This window comes from Algoriphagus boseongensis (genome assembly GCF_004362805.1).
Lineage (GTDB): Bacteria > Bacteroidota > Bacteroidia > Cytophagales > Cyclobacteriaceae > Algoriphagus > Algoriphagus boseongensis.
On record NZ_SNYF01000010.1, the window covers coordinates 39773 to 62501 of the forward strand.

At 39.3% G+C, this 22729-nt stretch carries 19 protein-coding genes; 8 read left to right on the top strand and 11 right to left on the bottom strand.

The features are described from left to right. Positions 1-42: 42 nt before the first annotated feature. From atpE to DFQ04_RS16940, 3 genes are all read right to left on the bottom strand, one after another. Positions 43-300: an ATP synthase F0 subunit C gene (gene atpE, locus DFQ04_RS16930; RefSeq protein WP_026947636.1), complete on the bottom strand. Its 258-nt coding sequence runs from the start codon at positions 298-300 to the stop codon at positions 43-45. A 39-nt stretch (positions 301-339) separates the two neighbouring features. Beyond that, entirely contained in the window at positions 340-1368 is a 1029-nt protein-coding gene (atpB, locus tag DFQ04_RS16935) for a F0F1 ATP synthase subunit A (RefSeq protein ID WP_133558061.1), read from the bottom strand. A 452-nt stretch (positions 1369-1820) separates the two neighbouring features. Beyond that, complete coding sequence (locus DFQ04_RS16940) at positions 1821-2057, bottom strand: AtpZ/AtpI family protein (protein WP_133558063.1); 237 nt, start codon at positions 2055-2057, stop codon at positions 1821-1823. A 132-nt stretch (positions 2058-2189) separates the two neighbouring features. On the opposite strand from DFQ04_RS16940, the gene porW reads away from it, so the two are divergent. From porW to uvrC, 3 genes are all read left to right on the top strand, one after another. Further along, complete coding sequence (porW, locus tag DFQ04_RS16945) at positions 2190-4811, top strand: type IX secretion system periplasmic lipoprotein PorW/SprE (RefSeq protein ID WP_133558065.1); 2622 nt, start codon at positions 2190-2192, stop codon at positions 4809-4811. 3 nt (positions 4812-4814) lie between these two features. Continuing rightward, positions 4815-7121, top strand: coding sequence for a penicillin-binding protein 1A (locus DFQ04_RS16950; RefSeq protein WP_133558067.1), 2307 nt, complete (start codon positions 4815-4817; stop codon positions 7119-7121). Positions 7122-7185: 64 nt separating this feature from the next. Beyond that, on the top strand, positions 7186-8991 hold the full coding sequence (uvrC, locus tag DFQ04_RS16955; RefSeq protein ID WP_133558069.1) for an excinuclease ABC subunit UvrC: 1806 nt from the start codon (positions 7186-7188) through the stop codon (positions 8989-8991). A 15-nt stretch (positions 8992-9006) separates the two neighbouring features. Here the strand turns inward: uvrC and porN are convergent, their stop codons facing one another. The 8 genes from porN to DFQ04_RS16995 all read right to left on the bottom strand — a co-directional run bounded on the left by porN (position 9007) and on the right by DFQ04_RS16995 (position 18229). Next, positions 9007-9822: a type IX secretion system ring subunit PorN/GldN gene (porN, locus tag DFQ04_RS16960; protein ID WP_133558071.1), complete on the bottom strand. Its 816-nt coding sequence runs from the start codon at positions 9820-9822 to the stop codon at positions 9007-9009. Between the two features lie 24 nt (positions 9823-9846). Next, positions 9847-11445, bottom strand: a complete 1599-nt coding sequence (gene porM, locus DFQ04_RS16965; protein ID WP_133558073.1) for a type IX secretion system motor protein PorM/GldM — start codon at positions 11443-11445, stop codon at positions 9847-9849. Between the two features lie 37 nt (positions 11446-11482). Further along, positions 11483-12253, bottom strand: coding sequence for a type IX secretion system motor protein PorL/GldL (gene porL / locus DFQ04_RS16970; protein ID WP_133558075.1), 771 nt, complete (start codon positions 12251-12253; stop codon positions 11483-11485). A gap of 42 nt (positions 12254-12295) precedes the next feature. Continuing rightward, the gene (gene porK / locus DFQ04_RS16975; RefSeq protein WP_133558077.1) at positions 12296-13390 is read right to left on the bottom strand and encodes a T9SS ring complex lipoprotein PorK/GldK; all 1095 of its coding nucleotides are present in this window, start codon (positions 13388-13390) and stop codon (positions 12296-12298) included. 156 nt (positions 13391-13546) lie between these two features. Next, on the bottom strand, positions 13547-14530 hold the full coding sequence (locus DFQ04_RS16980; RefSeq protein WP_133558079.1) for a PorP/SprF family type IX secretion system membrane protein: 984 nt from the start codon (positions 14528-14530) through the stop codon (positions 13547-13549). 74 nt (positions 14531-14604) lie between these two features. Further along, positions 14605-15378 (bottom strand): uroporphyrinogen-III synthase, encoded by a 774-nt coding sequence (locus tag DFQ04_RS16985; RefSeq protein ID WP_133558081.1) that lies wholly within the window; start codon positions 15376-15378, stop codon positions 14605-14607. Between the two features lie 33 nt (positions 15379-15411). Then, a complete protein-coding gene (locus DFQ04_RS16990) occupies positions 15412-16527 on the bottom strand; it encodes a DUF4271 domain-containing protein (protein WP_133558083.1) in 1116 nt (371 codons plus the stop codon). Positions 16528-16540: 13 nt separating this feature from the next. Beyond that, positions 16541-18229, bottom strand: coding sequence for a BamA/TamA family outer membrane protein (locus DFQ04_RS16995; RefSeq protein WP_133558085.1), 1689 nt, complete (start codon positions 18227-18229; stop codon positions 16541-16543). Between the two features lie 45 nt (positions 18230-18274). Between DFQ04_RS16995 and hemW the strand changes: the two genes are divergently transcribed. From hemW to DFQ04_RS17020, 5 genes are all read left to right on the top strand, one after another. After that, on the top strand, positions 18275-19414 hold the full coding sequence (gene hemW, locus DFQ04_RS17000) for a radical SAM family heme chaperone HemW (protein ID WP_133558087.1): 1140 nt from the start codon (positions 18275-18277) through the stop codon (positions 19412-19414). Further along, the gene (locus tag DFQ04_RS17005) at positions 19401-19712 is read left to right on the top strand and encodes a DUF721 domain-containing protein (RefSeq protein WP_133558089.1); all 312 of its coding nucleotides are present in this window, start codon (positions 19401-19403) and stop codon (positions 19710-19712) included. Before hemW ends, DFQ04_RS17005 begins: the two co-directional genes overlap by 14 nt. A 95-nt stretch (positions 19713-19807) precedes the next feature. Then, positions 19808-21895, top strand: a complete 2088-nt coding sequence (locus DFQ04_RS17010; RefSeq protein ID WP_133558091.1) for a GAF domain-containing SpoIIE family protein phosphatase — start codon at positions 19808-19810, stop codon at positions 21893-21895. Positions 21896-21901: 6 nt separating this feature from the next. Continuing rightward, positions 21902-22234: an STAS domain-containing protein gene (locus tag DFQ04_RS17015; protein ID WP_133558093.1), complete on the top strand. Its 333-nt coding sequence runs from the start codon at positions 21902-21904 to the stop codon at positions 22232-22234. Further along, on the top strand, positions 22235-22648 hold the full coding sequence (locus DFQ04_RS17020; RefSeq protein ID WP_133558094.1) for an ATP-binding protein: 414 nt from the start codon (positions 22235-22237) through the stop codon (positions 22646-22648). Positions 22649-22729: the final 81 nt, after the last annotated feature.

Genomic DNA, 22729 nt, shown 5'->3' on the forward strand with positions numbered 1-22729 from the left:
AGAAAAGGGAAAGGCCTAGCGCCAATCCCTTTCCATTTTTGATTAGCTGATACCTGCGATATTCAAGGCGATCAGCAAACAGATTACCGCTGCGAACAGGGAAACTACTTCGATCAAAGCTGCGATGATCAACATTGCACCTTGGATCTTACCAGCAGCTTCAGGCTGACGAGCAATAGATTCCATTGCTTGACCACCGATTCTACCGATGCCAAGGCCTGCGCCAATCGCAACAATACCAGCACCGATACCTGCTCCCATTAGAGCATAACCAGCAGTCAACAAGATAGACATTAACATAGGAGTTGTATTTATATAATTGAACAAAGAAATTTCTAATTAATGATGATCATCATGTGCATGTTCTGCAACAGCCGAACCGATGTACATCGCTGTGAAAAGCGTAAATACATAAGCCTGAATCGTAGCTACAAGCAATTCGATGATATTAATAAAGGTCACCATCAAAGTACTCACTACGCCGATAGCGTAAGATTCAAAGATGAAAACCAAAGCAATAAAGCCCAAGATTACAATGTGACCTGCGGTGATCGCCACGAAAAGTCGGACCATCAAGGCAAATGGCTTGGTAAACAAACCAATGATTTCTACCGGCACAATGATCAACAACATTGGAATCGGAACTCCAGGAGTCATGAATACGTGCTTCCAGTAATCCTTATTTCCATTGATATTGGTCAAGATGAAAGTGAGGATGGCAAGAGTGAAGGTGATACCGATATTACCTGTCATGTTGGCTGCACCAGGCATCAAGCCTAAGAGGTTACCAAACCAAATGAACAAGAATAAAGTCAACAGGTAAGGCACAAACTTCTTGTACTTTGGACCAATAGACTTGTGAGCAATCTCATCTCTTACGAAAATCACAATTGGCTCGATCAAGGAAGCTGCACCTTTTGGAGCTGCAGAACCATTTTTCTTGTAATGACTAGCCGCTGAAAGAGCAACCCAAGCCAAAAGAATCATGACGATGAACATCATGACCACATTTTTTGTGATGGAAAACTCGATGAAACTTGCTCCATCTACTCTTCCCAAATGATCATGCTCATCTATAAAATACCCTTCATAAGCATATTCCTCACCAAATGCATGAGTCTCATGATTTTGAAAATTGGTAGAAGAGAAAAACTCCAAACCTCTATCAGAAGAGTAAACAATTACTGGTAAAGGGAGGGTAATATGAGTATGCCCCAAGGTCGCAAAATGCCACTCATGTGAGTCTTTCACGTGGTGCATGATAAAGCTTGTCTTGTCTTCTTCTGATCCGGATGCAAATGTCGGATTGGAGAGCGTCAGCAAAATAGCTGAAAATAAAAGACTTAAGGCCAATAATTTACGCGTCATCAACTCTTCTTTTTGGGGGCTACTTCGAAATCGGCCGCAAGTTAGACAGAAAGGCGTATATATCAAAAACTAAGTAGAACAAAAAAATGACAAAGAAATCGGCTATAAACAAAATAATATTTTCCATTTGAGGCCAAACTTCTACTCCAATGAAGATTAAAGAACCTATTAGTCTTAATATCATTGCCAAAACAGAGATATGAAAGAAATTTTCAGGAAGTAGCTTGATCAAAAAAGTATTCAACAAATTGATCATGAAAAAGAAAGAAAAGAGGAAAATAAGGATGTGCCAAATGCGCTCGTGAATAATCCCTGGCAAAATTTGCTGCAAAATCCAGATCAAACCTGCCAAGCCGAGGGATAGGAGAAAAAACCTGAAATGAAGATTTTTGGTAAATGCCATTTTGGAAAACTTTTCACAAAAGTACTCCTTTATTTAGAAGGACATTTGCCTATCCATCTCTTTTCATGGATAGCCAAAGCTGGTAAAATGCAATCCCAACCGATAAAAAACTGAAAAGCAAAAGCCAAACCGGGAACTTGAGGTCACTTTTTTGCTGTATCCACCAACCCAGCCAAGTTCCGCCACCAATGATCCCAAAAAGCTGAAAAGACAGGCCTATGTATTTAACATAAACCGGAGGGCCAGTTTCAGAATTATTTTTTTTATCGGTCTTTTCGGGTTCCATCTATTCAAATTAAGGAATTTTAAGCCACCTGATACCCATTTACCTAAGCCTAATTCAATTTTAGATCGATTAGAACGTTCAATAAGTAAGTCAAAAAGGCTATTTTGGTACTCTATTTGGGTTTATTTTAAAATGAGGAAAATCTCTGGCCTGTTAGCGGCCCTTTTAATTTTTGTAGCAGCCTGTTCTTCAGAAAAGAACACGTTTACCAATAGAGCCTTTCACAATTTAACTTCCCATTTCAATGCTTATTATCTGGCTGATGTGAAGATTAAGGAAGTGGAGAATGAAGTTAGGGTTAATTATAAAGAAGACTATACGCAAGTTCTTCCAGTTTTTATTCCAATCGACTCAGCCACCATTCAGCAAAACAAAGAAAAGCTGGATTCAGCAAGAGACCTGTCTTCAAAGGCTATCGAATGGCATAGAATCTCCAAATGGGTAGATGACAGTTATTTTCTTTTGGGAAAAATCGATTACATCCAAGCCCATCAGGACGATGCCCAAAACGCATTCAAGTATGTAAACAGCACCAGCAAGGACAAAGATCTTCGGCACCAAGCTCTAATCAGTCTTTTACGCCTATATATCGATAGAGGAGAAAATGAAAATGCCAACTTCACTATTGATTACTTATCCAAAGAATCAGGGATCAATGACGAAAACAGATACGAGCTTTACCGAACTCTAGCCTATTATTACGAGGTAAGGATGGATCCTAATGGAGTGATCGGAGCTTTAGACCTAGCGCTAGAGTATGTGGATAATCCAAAAGAAAAGTCCAGGATTAATTTTATCCTTGCTCAACGATACCAAAGAGAAGGACTGGATGCCTTGGCGTATGACTACTACAATCGTTCCTTGGACGGGAACCCTCCCTATGAAAGAAGTTTTTTTGCAACACTTTATGCGCAACAGGTAGCAGAACTTAATGCTTCCAAAGATTTAAGACGGGTCCGAAATTACTACGATAACCTGTACACCGACAGCAAAAACAAGGATCTTAAAGATGTCGTGGTTTATGAGCGAGCACTTTTTGAAGAAAAACAAGGAGACATCCCATTGACTTTGGACCTTCTTCATCAGGCAGCTAAAGAGCCGGGAAGCAATCCAAGAATCAAAGGATACATTTATCAAAAGCTGGCAGAAATTAATCTGGAAGAATTCAAAGATTATAGGGCCACCAAATATTATCTGGACAGCGCCTTAACTTTTATCAAAAAAGACGATCCAATAGCCCTAGAGATTCAAAGCCGAAAAGTAACTCTGGATCAATTTGTCTTTCACCAAGAGCGGATCGAACTCAATGATAGTTTAATCTTTTTGGCCTCTAAGTCTCCTGAAGAGCAAGAGGCTTTTGCTTTGGCATTTATAAAAAGTGAGGAAGAAAGACTGATTCGTGAGGCTTCCAATCAGGAACAGCCAAAGAATAGCAATATTTTCAACAACCTACTGGCCTTTAGCGGAAGAGAAACAGGATCAAGTTTTTATTTTGACAATGGAGCTGCAATGCAACAGGGTGCTATTGAATTTAACCGGAATTGGGGTAACAGACCACTTCAGGATAACTGGAGAAGAAGATCTGCCATTTTCCAAACTTCGGGTCAGACTGGTGCTCCGGTTGCTTCTATAGATTCCACTTCTCAACAGGAGAATTCAATCCTGGCATCCTTACCTACTCTGGAAAATATTTTAACAAAAATCCCGAATTCACCGGAATCTCTAAATCAACTGAACCAGGAATTAGAAGAATCTTATTTTGAATTGGGGAAATTATTGTATTTCGAATTGAATGAGCCTTTAATGAGTATTGATAACCTGGAGACTCTCATTCGAACTTATCCCAATTCCTCCAAAAAGCCAGAGGCCTACTATTTACTTTATCTGGGTCAAAAAGATACCGGGGGAAATTTTCAGCAATATGTATCCAGACTCAATCGCGAATTTCCCGAATCCCAATACACATATTCGGTGAACAACCCTGATGCGGCTTCTGGAAATTTGGCTGCTGTAGAATCCTCCAAAGGCTATGAGCAAGCTTACAACGCCTATTATTCTGGAAATTATTCCTTGGCAAGTCAGCTGATCAGATCTACTTTGGAACAATATCCACTTACCAGAAATACCGAGAAACTATTGCTTCTGGATATTATGGTTAGTGGGAAAACTGAATCCAGAGAAAGATATCGAGGACGATTGGAAGCTTATATCGAAAATACCAAGGACGAACAGCTGGTCACTTTGGCAAGAAATATGCTCCAACCTTTGCTCTCCGAAGAGGAATTAGCAGCCCTTAATGCTGATAAATTGGCAAAAGTGGATTCTTCAGCAATGCAGGCAGAAAATGTCAAGGAGTCAACAGGAAGACAAATTCCAGAAAACACTCCATACAAAGTAAATGAAGCCCAAACCCATATCTTTGTGATCGGATTGACTCCTGATGAACTTGAAAAGGCTAAAAATTTGTTGGGTGATTTAGAAAACTTCCACTCAGCTAATTTCAAGAATTCACGATTGAGAACAGGTAATATGAACATGGGAGCTCAGCAACCCATCTTCATCATCAGTCCGTTTACCAATTCTGAATCAGCACTAGACTACTACAAAAAATTCATCTCGGATTTCAAATCTGAAGGAATGCAAGATGAGGTAAAAAAGAAATCCTTCTTTATTTCTATTGAAAATTTCCAAATCCTGAACAAAACCAAAAATGTGGAAGAGTATTTGACATTCTTCCGCAGCTTGTATCTCTAATTTATGTCCAAATCTGCCAAACCAACTACTCCACTTTGGGCCGGTAAAACCATCAAATACCTTTGGCTTGCCTTTGTCGGCGGCCTGATTCTCTTTATCCTTTTTGTTTGGATGGTGAGCGTGAATTTTCTAGGCCTATTTGGCTCCTTGCCTGATTTCAAAGCTTTGGAAAATCCCGACAGCGAATTGGCTTCAGAACTCTATTCAGCCGACGGGGTGCTTTTAGGAACTTACGCAAGAGAAAATAGAAGTCCGGTAAAGTATGAGGAACTCTCTCCGAATTTGGTAAGAGCATTGATTGCAACAGAAGACGAGCGCTTTGAGGATCACTCAGGCATCGACCTTCAGGCCATGCTTAGGGTATTTTTCAAGTCCATCATTTTGGGTGAGGATGCAGGTGGTGGATCAACACTTAGCCAACAAACTGCAAAAAACCTTTTTAAAACCAGAACAGAGGCTAGTCAGGGAATGCTAAGCAACATCCCGGGACTCCGAATGCTGATTATCAAAACCAAAGAATGGATCGTGGCTACTCAGTTGGAAAAAGCCTATACCAAAAATGAAATTCTAACGCTCTATTTAAACACATCCGAGTTTGGCTCCAACGCTTATGGAATCAAGACTGCAGCAAGAACTTTTTTCAATAAAAATCCAGATCAATTAGAAATCCAGGAATCAGCAGTTTTGGTAGGGTTATTTAAGGCACCAACGTATTACAGCCCAGTCTTCAATCCGGAGAATTCCTTAAGAAGAAGGAATACGGTTTTGTACCAGATGGTAAGAAATGATTTCCTTACAGAGGCTGAATATGATTCCATTTCAAAGATGCCTATAGAATTGGACTATAAGGTTCAAAACCATAATCAAGGTTTGGCTACTTATTTCAGAGAAGTGGTAAAGGCGGATTTGTTAAAATGGGCTAAAGAGAACCTAAAATCTGATGGCTCGTCCTATGACCTGTTTGGTGATGGGCTCAAAATCTATGTGACAATTGACAGTAGGATGCAGCGCTATGCTGAGGAAGCTGTCTCTGAGCATATGTCCGATCTCCAGAAAGCATTTTATAAAGAAATGGGTACTCGAGAGCCTTGGATAGATGAAAACTGGCAAGTGATCCCAAATTTCATTGAGGATGCGGTAAGACGAACTGAAGCCTATAGATTGCTGAAAACCCGCTATGGTAACGATACTGATTCGATCAATCTTAAACTGAATGAAAAGAAAAAAATGCGTGTCTTTTCATGGGAAAAAGGTGAAATCGACACGTTGATGAGTACCATGGATTCCTTGAGGTATTACAAGAAATTTCTTCAAACCGGCTTTGTAAGTATGGATCCCCACACCGGACATATCAAAGCTTGGGTTGGTGGGATTGACCACAAATACTTCAAATTTGACCACGTAAGACAAGGAAAGCGTCAACCAGGCTCTACTTTCAAGCCTTTCGTATATGCAGCAGCCATTGAAAACGGATACAGCCCTTGCTACTCTGTGGTTGATCAGCCAGTGGAAGTTTACATTCCAGGCCAGCCTGCTTGGAGTCCTTCCAATGCTGATGGAAAATTCTCCTATGAAAAAATGACCATCCGAAAGGCAATGGCCCAATCTGTCAACTCGGTGACGGCTTATATGATGAAAAAACTCAGCCCAAAAATCGTGGTAGAAACTGCCAAAAGAATTGGGGTTACCAGTGATTTGGAAGAAGTTCCCTCATTGGCTTTAGGGGTCAACGATGTTTCGGTTTTTGAAATGGTCGGCGCCTTTGGAACTTTTGTGAACAAAGGAGAGCATACCACACCGTTTTATATTGACCGCATTGAGGACAAGAACGGAAACGTAATCCAACAATTTACTCCTAAAAAACGCCCGGCAATGACCGAAGAGCATGCCTATTTGATGCTTTATATGCTTAGGGGTGGATTTGAGGAAGAATCAGGTACATCTCAAGGTGTACCATGGACTTTGAGAGAGGGAAATGAATTAGGAGGAAAGACAGGTACAACCCAAAATGCCTCTGACGGCTGGTATATGGGGGTAAGTAAAGACTTGGTTTCAGGCACCTGGGTTGGTGGTGATGATCGGGCCATTCACTTTAGAAGCTGGACGGCGGGTCAGGGATCCAGAACCGCAAGACCTATTTGGGTGAAATATATGAGTAAAGTGTATGCAGATCCATCTCTTGGTTATACCAAAGGTCCTTTTCCTAGACCTGAAAGACCCTTGAGTATTGAAATTGATTGTGATAAATACGAACAGGAAAGTCAGAGATTTGCAGACTTTGATTACGATTCCAAGAAAAACGATTTTTAAAATCTACATTAATCAAATCCTAAAAAACAGATCGAAACACGGTCTGTTTTTTTAATTTTAGCCCATGCAATCCTCTTCATTTTTGCCAGAAGATCACTTAAAGCTCCCGGATCATCCCGGGGTTTACAAATATTTTAATGGGGAAAATGAATTGATCTATGTAGGCAAGGCAAAGAGTCTCAAGAAAAGGGTCAGCAGCTATTTCAATAAGCTATCTGGAAGCAATTTGAAAACCAGAAGGATGGTCAAAGAAATCAGCAGAATTGAAATCACCTTGGTCAATTCGGAGCTCGACGCCTTGCTTCTCGAAAATAACCTGATCAAAAAAGTCCAGCCCAAATACAACATCCTACTCCGGGATGATAAAACCTATCCTTACCTTTTGGTAACGAAGGAAAACTTTCCAAGGATTTTTCAAACAAGAAAGCTTATTCCTAAGCGAGGCACATATTTTGGTCCATTTGCCAGCGTGAAGGCGATGAATAATGTTCTCGATTTAATCCGGGAATTATTCACCATAAGAACTTGCAAGCTCGATTTATCTCCATATAAAGTCGCAGAATCAAATTATAAAGTCTGTCTGGAATACCACATTGGAAATTGCCAAGGCCCTTGTGTTGGTTTTCAAAAGGAAGCGGACTACCTGAAAGATTTAGAGCATGCCAAGCATATCCTAAAAGGTAACCTAGGATTAGCAAAGAACTACTTTAAGCAAGAGATGCAGGCTTTTGCCGAAAACTTACAATTTGAAAAAGCCCAGCGAATGAAGGACAAGCTGGATCTCTTAGAAAAATACCAAGCTAAATCTCTTATTACCAACCCTTCTATCTCAAACCTCGATGTTTGCACTTTGGTAGCAGATGAAAAGACTGCTTACGTGAATTACATGAGGGTCAAAAATGGAGCGATGATTACCTCCAAAAATGTTGAGTTAAAAAAGCGCCTCGACGAATCAGAGGAAGAGCTTCTCCTAACAGCCTTGGTAAGGCTTCAGGACCAATTTCAAAGTGATGCTGAGGAAACATTGATAAATATCACCTTAGAAAATCCAATTGAAGGTTTGAATATAAGTGTCCCGAAAATTGGGGATAAGAAAAAACTCATAGAGCTGTCCCTGAAGAATGCTTTATACTATAAAAAAGAAAAGGCTCTACTCCAAGGCCTAAACCAAGACAAAAAAGACCGGGTAATCAAGCAACTCCAGCAAGATTTAAGCCTTCCAGAAATCCCAGACCACATCGAATGTTTTGATAACTCCAACATTCAAGGGACAAGCCCAGTGGCTAGCATGGTGTGTTTTCTGAATGGAAAACCTGCGATAAAAGAGTATAGACACTTCCATATTAAAACTGTTCAAGGTCCAAATGACTTTGCCAGTATGAAAGAAATTGTAACTCGCCGATACAAAAGGTTAGAGGAAGAGGGGAAGCCTTTTCCAAAGTTGGTAGTAATTGACGGAGGAAAAGGGCAGCTATCCTCTGCAGTTGAGGCATTACAGGAATTGGGACTTTATGGAAAAATGCCAATCATTGGAATTGCTAAGCGATTGGAAGAGATTTACTTCCCAGGAGATTCATACCCAATTCATATCGATAAAAAATCGGAAAGCCTAAAACTCTTGCAAAGGATCAGGGACGAGGCACACAGGTTCGCTATTACATTTCACAGGAAAGTCAGGAGCAGAAATGCTTTTGGAACTCAACTGACAGCTATTCCAGGTATTGGAGAGAATACGGCCGATAAAATGCTCAAGCATTTTAAATCAGTGAAAAAAATTAAAGAGGCAAGTCTTGAAGAATTAACTGAGGTGATCGGAGCCAGCAAGGCAAAAACACTGATAGACTGGAAAGAAAAAAATAAAGGGGCCTAAGCCCCTTTTATATTTTTACCACTCCCAGAGAGCGTTTTCAAATTCTAATAGTTTGTATTCAAAAGCTAGTGAATTCAAATAGGCTTGCATTTCTGGGTTAGGATGTTCTCCATCAACTAAATCCGCAATCAAAGCTTCATCAGGGTTTGTAAATCTCCGAACAACTGATCTAAACAACCTTGATTCAAAAGCCTCATCGTAAGTAAGGCTTTTTGAAATGTTTTGGAAATTAATCCAACGGGCTTCAGGATGGTTTTTAAAATAATTTACGAAGTCTTTGTAACGGATATAAGCGATCGTTTTTTGACCTGCATTAGCATTCGTAATAGAAGGCATTACCAATTCAATATACTTTATATCAAAGATTGTCTTGGAATGATGCTTTTCAAATACGAAGTCTTCTTTGAAATCTAGGTAATACAATTGCTTTACGAAAATGGAGTCACCATTTGCAGATAACCAGAAATTCTCCTGGAATTCAGCAATTGAAAGTGGCGTAGTGAAATTCTCATCGGCAAATACTTCCAAGGCATTTTCATCTACTACAGCTTTATAAATATGGTTTACAATTCCATTTGCTTTGTTGTCACCTGATCCATAAAGAGAAAGATTGTACTTTTCTCTGAGGTCAATTCTTCTCCAAACCGAAATTTGGTACATCTTGTCATCCTCCCGGATTTTCTTAACAGAGTAAACAGTATCCATTTGGAACTGTCTATCTCCATAACCAGATGGATTAACACTGGTTGCTACTTGAGCAGTAGCACTCAATGAAGCCATGGACAAAATTGCCAAAGCTATTAAGAAGAATTTTTGAACAAATAGTTTCATGACTTCTGTATTTAAACAAATTGCTTATTTAACAGCAATTCGCTTGATTTCTCTTAGTTCAGAGTTGATTTTATTTCCTCTGAAGTTGGTTCTGGTTACTTGAGTAACACGTACTACAATGTCATCACCAGGTCTTGCACTTTCCAATAAAGAACGCATGCTACCACCAATTGGAATTGTTTGACGAGGCACTTCACTTCTCAATAGGATTAATTCTCCTCCAGTAACTTCAAAGTTTGCATCCTTGGACATAGTTCTTGCGAATGTAGGCTCAGGAACAGCAACCACTTTAATGCCTGTCAAAACATTGATTGCTTGAGCTTGACTCATATCAAGTTCAGAACCATTTGATCCAACAACTCTGATAGTTGGAGCTGGAACTGGCTTAATATCAAACGCTACATCACCAATTTTATTTCCACCACTGCTTACACCGATAGTTACTTTACCAGAAGCACCAGGAATAATGGTTACTTGACCTGGCTTGCTTCCTTTGATTGATTGACCATTAGCAATTGCAAAATCAGGAGAATAGGTATTTCCTAAAGCAGGAACTTCAATTAACAATTCGTTGGCGCAATCTGCGTAGAGTTGTTGAACTACTTCAGAGGAAACCTTGATGATTGGCTGAGCTACAAAGTATTCGTATTCTACTGGGATCACTTGATCTTCACCGCCGACATTTGTTACGATTTCACCTTTCAATAATTGTCTTGAAAGACCCTTATCATCATAATTTGATGCAGGAGGAACAGTAAATTCAACTTTACCAAACCCGTTCTCTACAGGAACAGCTCTACCATTCAAAGTCATGGTTGGAGCGGCTGAAGAGGAAGCAGATGCGATAAACATATCGCCTTCAAACTTGGTACCCGCGGCAACAATATTTGATACAGCAGCAATTTTACCTTCCAAGATATCTGCTTTGAAATAGAATGAACCGATTGAATTGGCGATTGCAGTCAATGCTTCACTTTCGATGTTCAATACTTCATTTTGCCATTGGGTAAGTAAGGTCATTACCGCCCCAACTGGAGATTTAACAAAGTTAAGATTAACAAAACTTTTTCCTCTGACATCCCGGTCGTTGGCAAAAATCTCGATCTCGCTTGCATCCAAAGCAATAGGTTTGAAACTCATTCCTTGCATACCAATTCCTTCCAGAATCTTTGTCACTTGAGTAGGATAGGAGTTCAATTTTTCCTTTAGCTCCTCCCCTTTACCTGAATTAGCAAACATGTTGCCTGACACTTCAGTATTTTTCAAATTTGCATTGACAAAATTCCCTTCCTCATTCTTCGCATTTGCTGTGGTTATTAGCTCCTGCTTCAAGGTCTCAAGGTAATCGTAGATTTCTTTGGTAGCCTCTCTAACTTGTTGAGAAGCGGATACTTTAGGAACATCCTTTGGGTTATTTCCTTGTTCCTCTACAGTATTTTTAATATTATCAATGGTAAATTGATTCTTGGAAATGTAATTCCTGGAGGTTCGTTCCATTCCATCATTGATGAGAACAAACTTCTGGAGGATCTGATTACTTACCTGGAGGGCCAATAAGGCCGTCAAAACCAGGTACATCATCCCGATCATCCGCTGTCTAGGTGTCTCTTTAGCTCCTGCCATCTTTTTCTATTTCTATTTTTTAGATGATTGGATCAGATTAACCTTTCATGGCAGAAAGCATTCCACCATATATTTTATTGAGTGAACTTACATTTTGATTCAACTTAGCCAATTCATTTTTGAAGGCTTCAGTTTCTTTTCCAGCTTCTGTCAATCCCTGCATGGCTGCAGTCATATTGCTATAGAATTTGTTCAAAGTCTTCACATGGCTATTGGCATCTTGAAGCTCCATTTCGTAAACTGAATTAAGAGCAGTAAGATTTTTGGTCACTGTTTGAATTTGAGCATGATATGCTTTTGCATCCTGAGAAGCAGAAGACATTTCAGTCAAAGCCGCAGCAGTTTTGCTGTATGAAGTGTTCATATCAGACAAAGTTTTAGCAGCTGTTTTTACATTTGTTGCATATTCGTTTGTTGCAACGGCTGCATCTGCTAGGTTACCCATTTTTTGGGCAGAGGTTGCAAGGTTTTGCATTCCTTTACCTAAACTCTCGATCAATTCAGGTCCAACCTTCGCTTTCGTAAGCATATCATCAAGTTTGGCTGAAACATCATCACCTTTTGATTTTTTTGAACCACCATCAGCTAGTTCAGGATAAATTTTGCTCCAGTCCATTTCCTCTTGTCTTGGTTCAAAAGCTGAAAGAAAGAAAATAATTGCCTCAGTGGTCAAACCAACGCCGATCATGATATTTGCACCTGTCCAATCCAGGATTTTAAACATCGCACCGAGAATAACAACTGCAGCGCCGATACCGTAGATTTTCGGCATCACGCTTGAATAAAAGAAATTGCCTTTACTAGCCATTTTTAAATAAGATATTAAGGTTTAGGTTTTTTTTAATTTGGGTTACCGTCTGGTTCTTTTTGTTGATTTCACGTCCATTGATCCTGATCTCCCCATAAAGGTCATTGCAGTTCTGAATCCAATGTGAGCTTGGGCAACATCCTGATATTCATAAGTACGAGTAGAAGTTTCCAAGTAGTGAGCGATATCTTTCCAACTACCACCTCTTACAATTTTTCTTGGCTCATTTGGATCATCATAAACCGGATCCAAATCCCAAGTATCAACTCTTGAAGTGGTTTTGTAAGCATCCATTACCCATTCGGCAACGTTTCCAGACATGTTATGAAGTCCGAATCCATTTGGTGCAAAAACATCAACTGGTGCAGTATATGCGAAACCATCGTCGATGTAATTTCCTCTTCCCGGCTTGAAGTTGGCCATTAGGCAACCTCTCTTATTTTTAAGATAAGGGCCTCCCCAAGGATATTTCGCTACGTCTTTTCCACCTTTGGCAGCATATTCCCATTCAGCTTCAGTAGGAAGTCTAAAGCCAGGCATATCAAAATCTACTTCATCGTTTGCTCTAAGATGATAGGTTCTCCACTCGCAATATTGTTTTGCTTGATCCCAAGTAACACCTACGACCGGATAATTATCAAATGCTGGATGATCAAAATAAAATTCCATCAAAGGATCTCCATAATGATAAGAGAAGCTAGTAGACCAAACAGTAGTATCAGGCCTAAGCTCATCGTAATTAAATGTTGGAGGATCTTTTAAAGTAGTGGGAGTACCAGTGGCTAGATTTCCGCTTTTTACTGCTTCCAAAAATTGCCTGTATTTATTGTTTGATACTTCGTATTTATCCATAAAAAATTCAGATATGGTAATCTGCTTATTCATGGAAGACTGGGTGTAAGCAATGTCCTCATCTGACTGTCCCATCCAGAATGTTCCGGCTTTCACCGGCACCATATCTATAGGCAAGTTTTGTGACCAACCTGCGCGCTTCGGAACCCCAGTTACTTCACCCCTTCTATTCGCTTTTTCGCTGGCTGAACCTTTCTTATTAAAAAGCCCACAGCCTGGTAAAAGTGTAACTATCGCCAACCCCAAAGCTATAGGCATTATGCGAAGATTCATTTTTTTATACATAAATGACGTTTTTGAAATCATCAAATTTTTCCTAATCTAAAAACCACTTGGATATCGAAATTTAGCGGAATAAATCTCATTTAAGCAAATAATTTGCCAATTTTAAACCTTTTAATTTTTAGGGCGTAAAAGCCCATTTAAACTCAAATGAACCTGTTAATATCTAAATCTTGGGGTTCTTTGAATTACTCTTTCCACCTGCCTTGTCACATCAGGCAAGACATATCTTAGCATAAATTCATGGCTTGTTGGGGACTTAGCTTCTACTCCGCTGATCACTAAATCGAACGCATAACCAAGCTTTAAAGAATTATCACTAAGGATGCTATAACCTAATATAAGGGATACAGCTTCCTCACCACGGAAGGCAATGCCACCATTAATCTTGTTCTGATGTGTAGCCATAACGCTCACATCATATGAAAAATTATTCAAAGAAACAGTTTTAATGAGTAAGCTTGGCTCTATTCGCAATTGACCAATAGGTCGTAATCTATATCCAAACAATAAATAGGAATGATTTTTAAGCTGATTAGCGTAAGAAGCGTCCCCAAAATCAAAATTAGGCTGGTTTAAATGCTTACTGCTGAGCCCAATATAATAATTCCCTTTATCGAATAAAGCTCCAATTCCAAAATCTACTGCCAATTGGTTTTCTTTCCCTGCTGAGGGAAGGTTTGGCTCTGGATTAACAACTACCAATTCTCCATAATCTAAGGTGCTCGAAAAAACTCCCGCATATCCACCAATGCTCAGAACAGCCCGCTTAATTTTTTTGTGATAACTGCCCTGAAAATTGATTTCCAGATTTTTGGAAGGGCCTATTTGGTCATTTACTATCGCCAAACCATACCCAATATTTTTTTGATTTAACCTACCCTGAGCTGTTACAAATTGAGTAATGGGTGCTCCTCCTTGACCGGATGCAGTAGAATAACCCGCCCATTGAGTTCGATGAAGTGCAGAAAATCTATAGCCTGTTTCTTTTCCAGCAAAAGCGGGATTATAAAACATCCCGTTAAACATGTATTGAGTAAACTGTGCATCCTGCTGAGCATGCACATTATTTATCCCAAAAAACAGGATTAGTATAAAAACCTTAACCTTTAAAAAATTTTCCAATCGGTGAAAATTAGACATTTGGGCGTGATTTTTTCAATTTATAACTAGTGTAACCATTTAAACTGAAAAACCACAGAAAATGATTCTTTCTTTTACAAATTATTCGCCTTCTTGATGTAAAGCTCCAAAGCTCCTGTCATACTTGGCGCATTTGGCATAGGTGCTTCAATGTCCAATATAAGACCCATGTCCCTTACCGCTTGGGAAGTAGTAGGCCCAAAAGCAGCGATTCTGGTTTTTCCTTGAACAAAATCCGGGAAATTTTGCTTTAGAGACTTTATTCCTGAAGGACTAAAAAAGGCAAGAATATCATATTTCACATCTGCCAAATCAGATAAATCTGCAGCAACAGTGTGATAAATAATTGCCTCAGTGTAGGAAATTCCCTGTTTTTCCATGAACTCGGGGATATCATCTTTTCTGATATCAGAGCATGGAAACAGGTATTTCTCGTTTTTATGCTTTTTGAAATAATCAAATAAATCCTGAGCTGTCTTTTGACCGACAAAAAGCTTTCTTTTTCGAATTACAATGTATTTCTGTAGATAATGCGCAGTTTGATCAGAAATACAGAAGTATTTCATCTCTGCAGGCATTTCTATTTTAAAATCTTTACAGATAGCAAAAAAATGATCGATAGCATTTCTGCTGGTGAAAATAATTGCAGTATGCTTTAGTATATCGATTTTCTGCTTTCTAAATTCTTTGGGTGGAACTGGCTCCACTTTAATAAACTGGCGAAAGTCTATTTTTAATTTATACTTTTCTGCCAACTGCACATAGGGAGAATTGACGTCAGAAGGTTTAGGCTGGGATACTAAAATACTTTTAACGGGCTTAAAACGATCTTTTGAAGCTGTACTCATGCCAATTTATAACTGATTTTTAATTCAAAAGCTTTAAAGAACCAATACCAAAATCCACTTAGAAAGGATTAAAAAAGGGACCAATTCTGCGATACAAAGGTAAGTAAATAAATGGTATTTCTTAAAACTCAATCGATTCATCATAATTAGGAAAAGACCAAATACAGCGACTAAATAAATCCAGAACATTCCCGAAACCATCACCCAAAAGTAATTCTGCAGGAAACTAAAATCATTGACTAGCCAAAATGCTGTTAAAATGGTCAATAGCGAAACAGAGAAAACCAACATTCTTAACAGATAAAAAAAGTGAGCAAAGTCCGTTTTCCCCAAATCAAAAAAATAGGATATGACCCTAATCCCTATGAATTTCAAAATTGTCAATCCCAAAACAATAAAAGATACGATAATCCAGGCCCTTAAAAACCCTGCAAAATCTAAAGATACCAATTGGGATAATTGCTCAAATTTAAAAATGACTGCAACCGTGAGGACCACTTGAGAAATCATCATGCTCACGATAAATAGATAAAACTGAATGTCAAAAGAGAAGAATTTTTGTAAGCTTCCGCTATCTGAGAAATCTTCAGCGCTGATAACCGATAAAGGCTGGAGCATCACCGCCAAAAGATATGGGTATACCAATTTGTAAAGAGCTATTAAAAAAAGGATTACAAAAAGGCTTACAAAATAGAAATCAGAAAATTCCGAAATGTATTTTTTCCTTGAAATAGGCACTAAATCACTCTCTTCAAACTTTTGCTTAGAAGCACTTTTTACTTGATTTAATATTTTCTGGACCGACACCTTTTCGGCATTTAAACCGCCCCCAATTAAAGTGAGCTGAATCGGCTTTTTACCAAACTCTTGGGACAAAGAGGATATCGAAACTAAGACTGAAGTATCCTTTTCAGCCACAAACCATAACTTACCATCGATAAAAGTGGTGCATTCCTGAGGGACCGAAAGGGCTAATTCAGCAAGAGGATAGGTGGAAAGATCAACCAGGAAATTCATTTGTTTTTCCATGCCCATCCAAGAATTTTTTCTGGTCAATTCATTTTGGCCATTTAAATTTTCCAGAATTTGAGCTTCCACCCCTTGAAAAAGGAAGATTAAGGGTAAAAGAAGAAAAAGAATTCTTGTCATAATTTTCCCAAATCTAAAATCTGGCCAAATATCCAAAATGGATTCTTGCGTATTCAAATGAAAGAGGCTGAATAGTTGATTTTCCTAAAGCAAACACAAAACTGAACAATCCTCCGCCAGTGTCCAAATTGATGCCTGAACCGAATGAAAAAGGTTTGTCATTTTTTGGGGAATTATAGGGATTGGAAAGCATCCCAAAATCTGCAAATGCAAGCAAATAGCTGCTTTGTCCGAAATAAAGTCGCTGTTCCATACTCAGCAAGCCGTATGATTTTGCGAAAAAAAACTTTTCATTAAAGCCTCTTATGCTTTTCAAACCTCCCAATCTGAAAAACTCGTTCAAAAACAACTGATTATTATCGATAAATCCAGCTTCTCCTCGGAAATACATTCCCCATTGCGGCTTGATGAAAATATGATTTTCAACCCCAAAAAATCCCTGCATTTGCAATGAATTTTCCTCCAATCCTTCATACAATTCCTCTGGGATGGCAGTATTATCGAGGATTCTTTTGTTTCCTACGGCAAAATTAGCCGAGAAATTCCATCCTCTTCTGGGGAAAATCCGATCATCCAAATTGGTCCACTCCCCTCTGATCCCATATTGATTCCACCGGTAGTCAATAGACTGGGGCAATTCCTGCAAGTCTGAACCAACTCCTGAATCAATCAAATCTCCCGCCTGCCTTTTCGTGAAAAAATTGAGGTATCCAGAATCAGAAATCCTGTACCCAAAGTCCAGCTCAAAAGTTCTATTTACAAAAGAGCTATCCTGTTTTAACAAAGAAAACTGTGCTCCAAAATCCAACAAAGATCGAAACACAAAGGCCTCCTTGAAAGCCAACTCCAAGGATTGAGACTGCACATTAAGACGCTGCCACTGAAGGGAAAAATCCCTCCCCTTACCCGCCAAGTGATACAATTGAAGATCAATTTGCCCCGTAACCAAAAGCTTGCCTGGTTCATTTTCATTGGGTAAAAACCCAATGATCCCATCAAAAATATTGATCTGCCTTTCTCTAAGTGAGTAAAAAGGTCTGGCTTTTTGATACTGAAAACTCAGTTCAGGCGGGTTGGAAAAGGAAAAGTATGGTGATTGCCTCAGCCTCCTGTTGGTTTTATCAAACTTCTCTTGGGAAAAGGCTTCTCCAGGAGCCAAGCCCGATAAGAGTTGCAAATAATTTCTTTTGGTTTTACTCCCTGAATTTATTTCCAAGCTATCCCATACAATCAATGGCCCCGGATCAAAAACAACGATACCTGAAAGCCTTTTTTCCCTGATAACAATGCTATCTATTTTTGCCTGAGCAAATGGGAAACCTTGGTTTTCCCCATCCTTTATAAGCTTATCAATCCATAAATAAGGTTCCTGGTAGCTCAATCCGGGCTTCCCAAACTTTTGAATAAGCTCAATGGGAACACTTTCTACTGCAAGTTCAGACCAAGAATAAAGAGGCCCCAAGTGAAAATTCACAAAGGAAGTATCACTGGATATTTGAGAATCATATCTGGTCTCAAGGTATCCTTGGGACTGAAAAAAGTTGACTAAGGAATCAATTTTCCGCCCCGCTAGGTCTTGATTGTTCAACCACAACTCATGCTGATTTTCCTGTGGAAAGATCCAGCTGATCCGAATAGACTGTTGGCCATATCCTAAAAAAGGCAGGGCGACTAATCCAAGAAGAAACAGCTTCAGCTTCAAAGGGCAGAGGGGTATTGGTTATATTCGCAAATTAATTGAATTCAAATGGCTGGCATCTATATTCATGTACCCTTTTGCAGACAAGCCTGTCATTATTGTGATTTTCACTTTTCTACCAACCTTTCCCAAATGGAAAACTTGGTTCAAGGGATGATCAAAGAACTTCAGTTGAGAAAAGACTATTTAGCTGGTCAGACTATCCAAACCATTTATTTCGGAGGGGGAACTCCTTCCCTTTTGACTGAAAAATGGCTTTCAGAAATCCTTGAAAAAATTCATCATTTATTCCCCTTGGAATTAAAGGAAGTGACTTTAGAAGCTAATCCTGATGACCTAAACGAAGAGAAACTTCAGGTCTGGAAAAGTTTGGGAATAGACCGACTAAGCTTGGGAATTCAAAGTTTTCAGCCTGAAATCCTCAAATTTTATAACCGTTCGCACTCTTCGGAGCAAGCCAAAAATGCAATTTCAATTTCAAGAAATGCAGGGTTTGAAAAATTCAGTTTCGACTTGATTTATGGATTTCCAGCGAAGGACCATCGATTTTGGGAAATTGACCTGGAATTGGCAATCCTTCAAAATCCAGGACATATTTCTGCATATTCTCTGACCGTGGAGTCAAAAACTGTTTTGGGAAACTGGCTTCAGAAAGGAAAGTTTACCCCTCCTGATGAGGATTTTGTGGCCGAACAATTTGAATTTCTTCAGCAGGAAACAGAAAAAGCCGGCTATGAGCAATACGAAATCTCCAATTTCGGAAAGCCAGGACAATGGGCCTTGCACAACACCAATTATTGGAAGGGAATCCCCTATTTGGGAATCGGACCGAGCGCACATTCTTTTGACGGAAAATCCAGAGGTTCCAATCCATCCTCCAACCCGAAATACATCAAGTCCTTGGAATCGGGGGAAACTTGTTTCGAAATCGAAGAAGAGAGCCTCTTGGATCGGGCGAATGAGCAAGTTCTCACAGCCCTTCGCACAAGTTGGGGATTAAATTTGGAGGAATTTCAAACCAAATATTCCATTGATTTGGCAAAAGCAAAAGGAAAAGAGCTAGAGAAATATAAAGATGCTGGCTGGCTGATTTGGGAGAACAATACCCTATCTTTGACCAAAAGCGGCAAATTATTGGCAGACAGCATAGCCGCAGAACTTTTCATTTATTCCCATGAATCAGGATAAGTATTTCGGTAGGAAAAAAGAGGCAGCTCCTTTGGAAGCTGCTTTCAATGAATTGCTGAAGGCCTATCGTTTGGAAGGAAAATACAAGGAGAAATTATTGATCAATTCTTGGGCAGAACTGGTGGGGCACACCATTGCCAGTAGGACAAGCAGTGTTTTTATTAAAGATCAGAAACTCATGGTTCGGATTACTTCCGGTCCCGTCAAAAAGGAATTGCAATTGAATCGCTCAAAAGTATTGGCCCTTATCGAGGAAAAGATCGGAAAAGGAGTGGTAGAAGATTTGGTGATTCTTTAATTCTATTTAGAATTTTTAACTCTTAGGGATTCCTATCCCAGGTGATGACCTATCAGGTTAAGTTGAGTTTGAGTATACTTGCGTAAGCTTTAGCAATGTTCAGACTTCCCACCATCCATATCGGCAAACTCACCCTGCTGCTTTCCATTTTGGTATGGCTGGCCTTGTTGTTTGTGGATTTGGTACGGATTTTCGGGATTATCAATTCACTGGAATCCGGGATTTCCAATGAAATTACCTGGATACTTGAGATTCTCTTTTTCTTCACGCTTTACTTTTTCTACTCTGATAGCATTGAGAAAAACAAACAAAAAGACTTCCTAAATCTAATTTGGAGGGCGGCCTCTACCGGGATTTTTGCCTCGACAGCCGCTATTTTGGTCGAATTATTCTATTTCTCTCTCGGAGATAGCAAGCTGGCCAGTGAACCATTCATGAAGAATTTTTTCTATCATGTCAATTTTGCGCTGACCACCATTTTTCTGATTTCTTCAGCTTTGCTTTGGAAACATCTTATTCTCTATCAGAAGAATAAACAGGTCGTAAAGCAGTGGCAGGTATTTGAGTTTGCGCTATTGGTGGCCATGTTTTTTGTTTTTTTCAACAAAAACAACCTGGACTACAGCTTCATTTTCGGCTTGGTGATTTTGATCATCATCTCAGCCATCTTATCAGGAAACCTGAAATGGATTCCTTATTTGACTATTAAGGAAAAATGGAAATCTCTTCTTTTCCTTTTCTTCATTTTGGTGAGTACAGGCTTTTTATTTCGAAGATTCCTTGCCTATAGTAATGCAGAAGTCTACCAAGTAAACCTGACTGACAATCTTTTTTTGGTAGCTCTATTTGCCTTCATTTTTCTCTATGCTCTTTTCAGCTTTTTAGTAACTCTCTTCAACCTTCCGACTTCTTCCGTCTTTGAGCAAAAATTAACCGAAGCAATCAATTTTCAGCGGTTGAGTCAGTCGATCAAACCCGAAGAAAACGAAGAACAGGTTTTAGACATCTTGATGGATTCTTGCATGAGTGCATCCTATGCCGATGGAGCATGGCTGGAACTCCAGACTGGAAAAAAACGAGAGGAAATCGTTCAGCTTAGATTTTTGGACCATAAAACCCAAGAAGAACTTTCTGAAAGAATCAAAGCATTGTCAGCAAGTGGGAAAAATCAAGATTCTTCTAAAGAACTCGAGCCTCAGAATTTTCGCCTTGATCATCCCAAATTCGAATCTGCTTTAATCATTCCCCTTGAGGTCAACAATTCCAAAATCGGGAAAATGATTTTAGTAAAAGAGGTTCGGGATGGGTTTAATAAAGAAATGATCGGGATAGTCAGCACTTTTTCAAGACAGGCATGTATCGCAGTGGAAAACCATCGCCTATTGAATCAGGCTATTTTGAATGAGCGCTATCAGGAGGAATTAAAAATTGCCCAAAGAGTCCAAAAGGCACTTCTACCCAATAAACTTGATCATCCGGACAGCTTCCAAATTTGCGCCTATTCCAATGCAGCCGATGAGGTAGGTGGTGATTATTACGACACCTTTAAGCTGGATGAAGACAGATATGTATTGATAATAGGAGACGTTTCAGGTAAAGGAACTTCAGCCGCCTTCCACATGTCTCAGATGAAAGGGATTTTCCATAGCCTTATCCAGCTCAATCTTTCTCCTGCGGAATTCATGATCCGAGCCAATTCCGCTTTGAGTAAATGCTTGGAAAAAAATCACTTTATCACTGCTTCAATTTTCATTATCAATATCCGAGAACAAAAAATCTGTCATGCCAGAGCTGGTCATGTTCCTACACTTTTTTACCATGCTCAAGCCAACAATTCAGAATTCCTGTTGTTTGACGGACTAGGTTTGGGAATATTAAGAAACCGCAAGTATGAAAATCACGTTCAGGAAAAAGAATTCCACTATTCGAGTGGGGATATTCTAGTCCTGATCACTGATGGTATAGTGGAAGCTAAAAATCAAAAAGGCCAGCAATTTGGCTTCGGAAGGATCCAAAGTCTGGTGGAAATCCATAAGGATAAAACTCCAAAAGAAATTCAAAACCAATTGATTGATTCCTTACATGCTTTTGTAGGAGGAGATGGGATGATTGACGACGATTATTCAATGATGGTGGTCAAGTTTCTCCCAGATGCTCATCAAGACAAAAAAAACCTTTACTAATTACCTATGCTCCGTCTGGAAAAAACCAAGGAAAACTCTTTTGACATCCTAAGCCTTCATGGTGAAGTGGATGCCAGCAACTCTGTGCAACTGGATGAGGTGATAAAAGAATTGATGGAATCAGGCTCAAAAAACATTCTGATTGATGGAGGTGAATTGGAATATATTTCTTCAGCAGGACTGGGAGTTTTCATGTCCTATCTGGAAGATTTTCAGGAAAAGGAAATCAATTTTAGAATTTTCAACCTGAGCCCAAAAGTATCCGAAGTATTCAAAATCCTCGGTCTAGACCAGTTGATCCCAATCCACTCCACAAAAACTGAAGCATTTGCCGGCTAGATGAAGTATAGATTAGACATAGCTTGCCAAACCTCGGCTTTATCTGATTTGAGGGCTTTTTTGAAGGACTCCCTTCAAAATTTCTCTATTTCAGAAATTGACCAGCATCAGCTGACTCTTGCTGTGGAGGAGGTATGCGCCAATTTGATCATTCACTCTCATGGCTGTAACCCCCAGGATCATATCAACCTGGAAATAAAAGACAGTGGAGAGAAACTTATTTTTGAAATCTCAGACCAAGGTGAGGCATTCAATATTTTAGATTATGAAGCTCCAGATCTGAAAAAAGTCATCCTAGAAAAACGAAAAGGTGGATTGGGCATCATTTTGGTTAAAAAGATTATGGATGAAATCGAATTTGAATCCAAAAACGGCACAAATACTTGCCGATTGATCAAATGGTTTCGATCCTAATTTTGGTTAAATAGCTGAAGGCTTCTGCTTTCTGCCTGAATTCCTGATAAATTTGTAACATTGCATCCTAAATAGGAACTC

Coding starts and splice junctions, on each gene's coding strand:
- atpE (WP_026947636.1), bottom strand. CDS start 300: ATGTTAATGTCTATCTTGTTGACTGCTGGTTATGCTCTAATGGGAGCA.
- atpB (WP_133558061.1), bottom strand. CDS start 1,368: ATGACGCGTAAATTATTGGCCTTAAGTCTTTTATTTTCAGCTATTTTG.
- DFQ04_RS16940 (WP_133558063.1), bottom strand. CDS start 2,057: ATGGAACCCGAAAAGACCGATAAAAAAAATAATTCTGAAACTGGCCCT.
- porW (WP_133558065.1), top strand. CDS start 2,190: ATGAGGAAAATCTCTGGCCTGTTAGCGGCCCTTTTAATTTTTGTAGCA.
- DFQ04_RS16950 (WP_133558067.1), top strand. CDS start 4,815: ATGTCCAAATCTGCCAAACCAACTACTCCACTTTGGGCCGGTAAAACC.
- uvrC (WP_133558069.1), top strand. CDS start 7,186: ATGCAATCCTCTTCATTTTTGCCAGAAGATCACTTAAAGCTCCCGGAT.
- porN (WP_133558071.1), bottom strand. CDS start 9,822: ATGAAACTATTTGTTCAAAAATTCTTCTTAATAGCTTTGGCAATTTTG.
- porM (WP_133558073.1), bottom strand. CDS start 11,445: ATGGCAGGAGCTAAAGAGACACCTAGACAGCGGATGATCGGGATGATG.
- porL (WP_133558075.1), bottom strand. CDS start 12,253: ATGGCTAGTAAAGGCAATTTCTTTTATTCAAGCGTGATGCCGAAAATC.
- porK (WP_133558077.1), bottom strand. CDS start 13,390: ATGTATAAAAAAATGAATCTTCGCATAATGCCTATAGCTTTGGGGTTG.
- DFQ04_RS16980 (WP_133558079.1), bottom strand. CDS start 14,530: ATGTCTAATTTTCACCGATTGGAAAATTTTTTAAAGGTTAAGGTTTTT.
- DFQ04_RS16985 (WP_133558081.1), bottom strand. CDS start 15,378: ATGAGTACAGCTTCAAAAGATCGTTTTAAGCCCGTTAAAAGTATTTTA.
- DFQ04_RS16990 (WP_133558083.1), bottom strand. CDS start 16,527: ATGACAAGAATTCTTTTTCTTCTTTTACCCTTAATCTTCCTTTTTCAA.
- hemW (WP_133558087.1), top strand. CDS start 18,275: ATGGCTGGCATCTATATTCATGTACCCTTTTGCAGACAAGCCTGTCAT.
- DFQ04_RS17005 (WP_133558089.1), top strand. CDS start 19,401: ATGAATCAGGATAAGTATTTCGGTAGGAAAAAAGAGGCAGCTCCTTTG.
- DFQ04_RS17010 (WP_133558091.1), top strand. CDS start 19,808: ATGTTCAGACTTCCCACCATCCATATCGGCAAACTCACCCTGCTGCTT.
- DFQ04_RS17015 (WP_133558093.1), top strand. CDS start 21,902: ATGCTCCGTCTGGAAAAAACCAAGGAAAACTCTTTTGACATCCTAAGC.
- DFQ04_RS17020 (WP_133558094.1), top strand. CDS start 22,235: ATGAAGTATAGATTAGACATAGCTTGCCAAACCTCGGCTTTATCTGAT.